Genomic DNA, 4,458 nt, shown 5'->3' with positions numbered 1-4,458 from the left:
CCAGAGCCCCACGACCCAGCCGCGTCCGGCGCCCGGCCCCTGCGGGACCCGTGCCAGGCGGCGCCGTGCGACGACGAGGGCGGACACGCGCACGGCGGCCGACAGCGCCAGGAGGGCGAGCCCGGCGAGCGCGAGCGGCGCGCTGCCCCGGTCCGTGGCGAGCAGCGCGAACAGGACGAGACCCGCGGCGGCGGTGCCGTCGGCGACGGCCTGGACGACAGTGAGGATGCGCATGGTCCGACCCTATGAGCGCCATGCCTCCGGGGGCGTGCGCGTCCGCGCCCCATTCGCCCGCACCGGAGCCCCCGTCACAGGAGGGGCGTGCCGGATCACCCGCTAGGAGGCGATGTGGAAGAACAGCAGGTCGACGAGCGCGTCCGCGTCGTCGACCGTGAAGCGCACCTGGCGGCCGACGAAGGCGAAACCCGAGCCGAGCTCACGCAGGGTGTCCGCGAGGCGGTCGATCAGAGCCTGCTCCATGGCACGCTCGCTGAGCGTCCCACCGACCTCCAGGAAGTCGAAGACATAGGGGTCGCGTCCGAGCTCACGTGCGAGATCGGAGTCCTCGGGCGCCAGGTGCGCGTCGAAGTTGCATGGAGGTGCTCCCGTGCGCTCGAGGGACCGGCTCATGATCCGGTTCACGAGCACGTTCCGAGACCACCCCTGTGCCACGGCGACGGCCGCGTACCGGTCGCGTGCCTCCCCGTCCGGGAGCTTGCCGAGCAGGACCGTGATGTGACCCCCCGGCAGAAGGTCAACAGCGCGTTGACCTTCTGGCCCCGCCTCACCGTGCGGCCAGGCGCGAGCGAAAGCGCGCATGTACTTGAGGTTCGTGCGCGAGAGCCCCGTCATGCTCGGGAACTCCGCCCGGAGGTCCTGCGCGACGCGGTCGAGGACACCCGATCCCCAGGCGTCCGTCCGCTGCCGCGCGAGCAGGGTGCGGCCGATCGCGTGGTAGAGCTGGACGAGCTCCACGTTGGCCCGGAGCTGCGTCCGGCCTCGCGCCCTCCGCACATGCGCCGACAGCTCCGCGAGCACCTCTCCGTAGTCGTCGGGGAGAGGCCTGGTCGTCGTCATGCCCGGAGGATGCCCCGTTCGACCGCCGGATCCGTGTCGCCGCGAGCCCACCGCGCGCGGCGGCGTCGCCGTCGTCCTGGGGAGGACGGCCCCGAGGAGCCGCGCCGCCCCTCCCCCACGGGGTTCCCCCGGACGGCGGACTCGCCCGGCGCCCCTCCCCTCCTAGCGTGAGCAGCACGGATCACCCACGCCCACCGAGGAGGCCCTCCGTGCTCGAAGTCCACAACGTCACACGATCGTTCGGGGACCGCCGCGTCCTCGACGACGTGTCCTTCACCGTGAAGCCGGGGAGGCTCACCGGCTTCGTCGGCGGCAACGGCGCCGGCAAGACCACCACCATGCGGATCATGCTCGGCGTGCTGACCGCCGACTCCGGCACCGTGTCGCTGAACGGCCGCGACCTCGGCACCACGAGCCGCCGCACCTTCGGCTACATGCCCGAGGAGCGCGGGCTCTACCCGAAGATGAAGCTGCAGGAGCAGATCGTCTACCTCGGCCGCCTGCACGGCATGAGCGCCGCCGACGCGACCGCCAGCACCGAGCGCCTGCTCGAGCGGCTCAGCCTCGGCGAGCGCCGGGACGACGCGATCGAGTCGCTCTCCCTCGGCAACCAGCAGCGCGCGCAGATCGCGGCGAGCCTCGTGCACGACCCCGAGGTGCTGGTGCTCGACGAGCCGTTCTCCGGCCTCGACCCGATCGCCGTCGAGACGGTCCTCGGGGTCCTCACCGAGCGGGCCGCGCAGGGCGTGCCCGTGCTCTTCAGCTCGCACCAGCTCGACATCGTGGAGCGCCTCTGCGACGACGTGGTCGTCATCGCCGAGGGCCGGATCCGCGCGTCGGGCGACCGCGAGGAGCTGCGCGACCAGCACAGCCGCCCCCTCACGGAGCTCGTCATCGACGGCGACGGCGGCTGGGTGCGCGACGTGCCCGGCGTCGAGGTCGTCGAGTTCGACGGCGGCTACGTGCTCTTCGAGGCCGACGAGGACGCCCGCCAGCGGGTGCTCGCCGAGGCCGTGTCCCGCGGATCCGTCACGGGCTTCTCCCGCCGGCGTCCGACCCTCAGCGAGATCTTCCAGGAGGTGGTGCAGTGAGCACCGCACGCACGACCGGCCGGAGCGCCGTCCCGTCCTTCGCCCAGTCCACGATGCTCGTGACGGGCCGCGAGGTGCGCATGCGCCTGCGCAGCAAGTCGTTCCTCATCAGCACCGCGATCCTGCTCCTCGGGATCCTCGTCTCCATCGTCGTCAGCGGCTTCCTCGTCGCGAACGCCGGCGGGGACGAGGACCGGACGCGCGTCGCGGTCGTCGGCACCGCCCAGCAGGCCGTGTCCGCCGCGCCGTCGCTCGAGGGCGTGCCCGCCGACAGCGTCGAGGACGCGCGGAGCATGGTGCGCGACGGCGACGTGGAGGCCGCGGTCGTCCCCGACGACCAGGCCGCCGACGACGCGGGCGTGCTCGTGATCGGCGACGAGTCCGCCCCCGACGGCGTCGTCAGCGCCCTCACCGAGACCCCGCGCGTCGAGCTCCTCGACGAGCCGACCACCAACCCCGCCATCGCGTACCTGGTGGCCATCGCGTTCGGGCTCGTGTTCTTCATCTCGGCGCTCACGTTCGGGCAGATCATCGCCCAGAGCGTCGTGGAGGAGAAGCAGACCCGCGTGGTGGAGCTGCTCATGTCGACCATCCCCGTGCGGGCGCTGCTCGCGGGCAAGGTGCTCGGCAACAGCATCCTCGCGTTCACGCAGATCGCGCTCATCGCCCTGATGACCGGCGTCGGCCTCCTCGTGACCGACCAGACGGCGCTCCTCGCGCTCGTCGGCCCGGCCGTGCTGTGGTTCGTCGTGTTCTTCCTGTTCGGGTTCGTGCTGCTCGCGTCGCTGTTCGCGGCCGCCGCGTCGCTCGTGTCCCGCCAGGAGGACGTGGGCGCCGTCACGGCCCCCGTCACCTACCTCGTGATGATCCCGTACTTCGCGGTCATCTTCTTCAACGACAACCCCGTGGTGATGACGGTCATGTCGTACGTGCCGTTCTCCGCCCCCGTGGGCATGCCGATGCGGCTGTTCCTCGGCGAGGCGCAGTGGTGGGAGCCGATCCTGTCGCTCGTCGTCCTCATCGCCACGACCCTCGTGGTGGTCGCCCTCGGGTCCCGCATCTACAGCAACTCGCTGCTCCGCACCGGATCGCGCGTGAAGCTGAAGGAGGCGCTGAAGGGATGATCGAGGCGCTGCAGGACTTCACGGCCGGCCTCCCCGAGGTGCTCCGGTGGTTCGGGGTCATGGTGACCGCGATGATCCCGTTCCTCGAGGTCGAGCTCGCGGCGGTGCTGGGCGTGCTCAGCGGCCAGCACGTCGTGGTCGCGGTGCTCGCGGCCGTGGTCGGGAACGCCGCCGTGGTCGCGCTCATCGTGCTGGTCGCCTCGCGGACCCGCACCCGCCTCACCCGCGACAGCGCGAAGGAGGAGACGCCCCGCCGCGCGAAGGTGCGGCGCACCTTCGACCGCTACGGGGTGCCGGGCGTCAGCCTCCTCGGGCCGATCCTGCTGCCGACGCACTTCACGTCGGCCGCCATGGTCTCCTTCGGCGCCCGCCCCCGCGCGGTGCTCCTGTGGGAGACGATCGCGATCGTCGTGTGGGGCGTCGCGTTCGGCGCCCTCGCGGCGCTGGGGCTCGCGGCGGTCTGACCCGCGGCTCCGCGCGGCTCCCGCGCACCCCTCGCCGACGCTCCCCGTCGACCGGCCGCATCCGCTCCCCCGCGGATGCGGCCGGTCCGCGTCCTGCGACCGTTTGGGCCCGGACCCGGATTCCTCCCATACTGGAAACGCTGTCGCGCGTTCCCCCGACAGGACCGCGGCGACGACGAGAGGCAGGACGATGGCCGTTCGACCGTCGACGACCCGCCCCCGGCGGGGCACGGCCGACCCCGTCCCGCTCATCGCCGGGTACGCGCTCCTCGCCGTCAGCCTCGTCCTCGCCGTGTGCGCGGCGCTGCTCGCGAGCGTGCCCGTGACGTTCGGCCCGGTCGCCCTGCCGATCGTGCAGGAGGGCGCCTGGTGGATCCCGCTGCTGGGCTACGTCGCGACCCCGCTCCTGCTCGTCGTCGCCTACGGCCTCGACGTCGTCGGCCAGCGGCGCCGGCTGCGCGACGACCGCAACTTCGCGCCCCGGCCCGACTACACGACCCAGCTGCGCCTGCTCATCGCGAGCGGCCTCGTGCTCGGGATCTGGCACACCGTCAACCTCAGCGTGACGCTCTCGGCGTGGTGGGGGCTCTCGTGATCCGCCGCCTCGCCGCCGGCGCCCTCGCCGCGGCGCTCGCGCTGGGCGGCCTCGCCGCCGGCGCCGCCGCCTCCGACCGCGGCGCCCCCCAGCCCCCCGCCCGCGCG

The 4,458-nt window shown here is 73.0% G+C and carries 5 protein-coding genes and 1 pseudogene; 4 read left to right on the top strand and 2 right to left on the bottom strand.

All coding sequences use genetic code 11. The features are described 5' to 3' along the window. A pseudogene (locus Q6969_RS13280) lies at positions 1 to 234 on the bottom strand (hypothetical protein); the annotation flags it as partial. 102 nt (positions 235 to 336) lie between these two features. Beyond that, on the bottom strand, positions 337 to 1,077 hold the full coding sequence (locus Q6969_RS13275; RefSeq protein ID WP_317230860.1) for a PDDEXK nuclease domain-containing protein: 741 nt from the start codon (positions 1,075 to 1,077) through the stop codon (positions 337 to 339). A gap of 209 nt (positions 1,078 to 1,286) precedes the next feature. Between Q6969_RS13275 and Q6969_RS13270 the strand changes: the two genes are divergently transcribed. The 4 genes from Q6969_RS13270 to Q6969_RS13255 all read left to right on the top strand — a co-directional run bounded on the left by Q6969_RS13270 (position 1,287) and on the right by Q6969_RS13255 (position 4,351). Continuing rightward, positions 1,287 to 2,168: an ATP-binding cassette domain-containing protein gene (locus Q6969_RS13270; protein ID WP_317230859.1), complete on the top strand. Its 882-nt coding sequence runs from the start codon at positions 1,287 to 1,289 to the stop codon at positions 2,166 to 2,168. Between the two features lie 53 nt (positions 2,169 to 2,221). Next, entirely contained in the window at positions 2,222 to 3,292 is a 1,071-nt protein-coding gene (locus Q6969_RS13265) for an ABC transporter permease (RefSeq protein ID WP_317230861.1), read from the top strand. Then, positions 3,289 to 3,756, top strand: coding sequence for a small multi-drug export protein (locus Q6969_RS13260; RefSeq protein WP_104290989.1), 468 nt, complete (start codon positions 3,289 to 3,291; stop codon positions 3,754 to 3,756). Before Q6969_RS13265 ends, Q6969_RS13260 begins: the two co-directional genes overlap by 4 nt. A 190-nt stretch (positions 3,757 to 3,946) precedes the next feature. After that, complete coding sequence (locus Q6969_RS13255; RefSeq protein WP_317230858.1) at positions 3,947 to 4,351, top strand: hypothetical protein; 405 nt, start codon at positions 3,947 to 3,949, stop codon at positions 4,349 to 4,351. Positions 4,352 to 4,458: the final 107 nt, after the last annotated feature.

The sequence above is a fragment of the Clavibacter sp. MX14-G9D genome (assembly GCF_032917815.1).
In the GTDB taxonomy this organism is placed as follows: domain Bacteria; phylum Actinomycetota; class Actinomycetes; order Actinomycetales; family Microbacteriaceae; genus Clavibacter; species Clavibacter michiganensis_K.
Note: the sequence above shows the minus strand (reverse complement) of the source record. Positions and strands in the feature narration are given on the sequence as shown.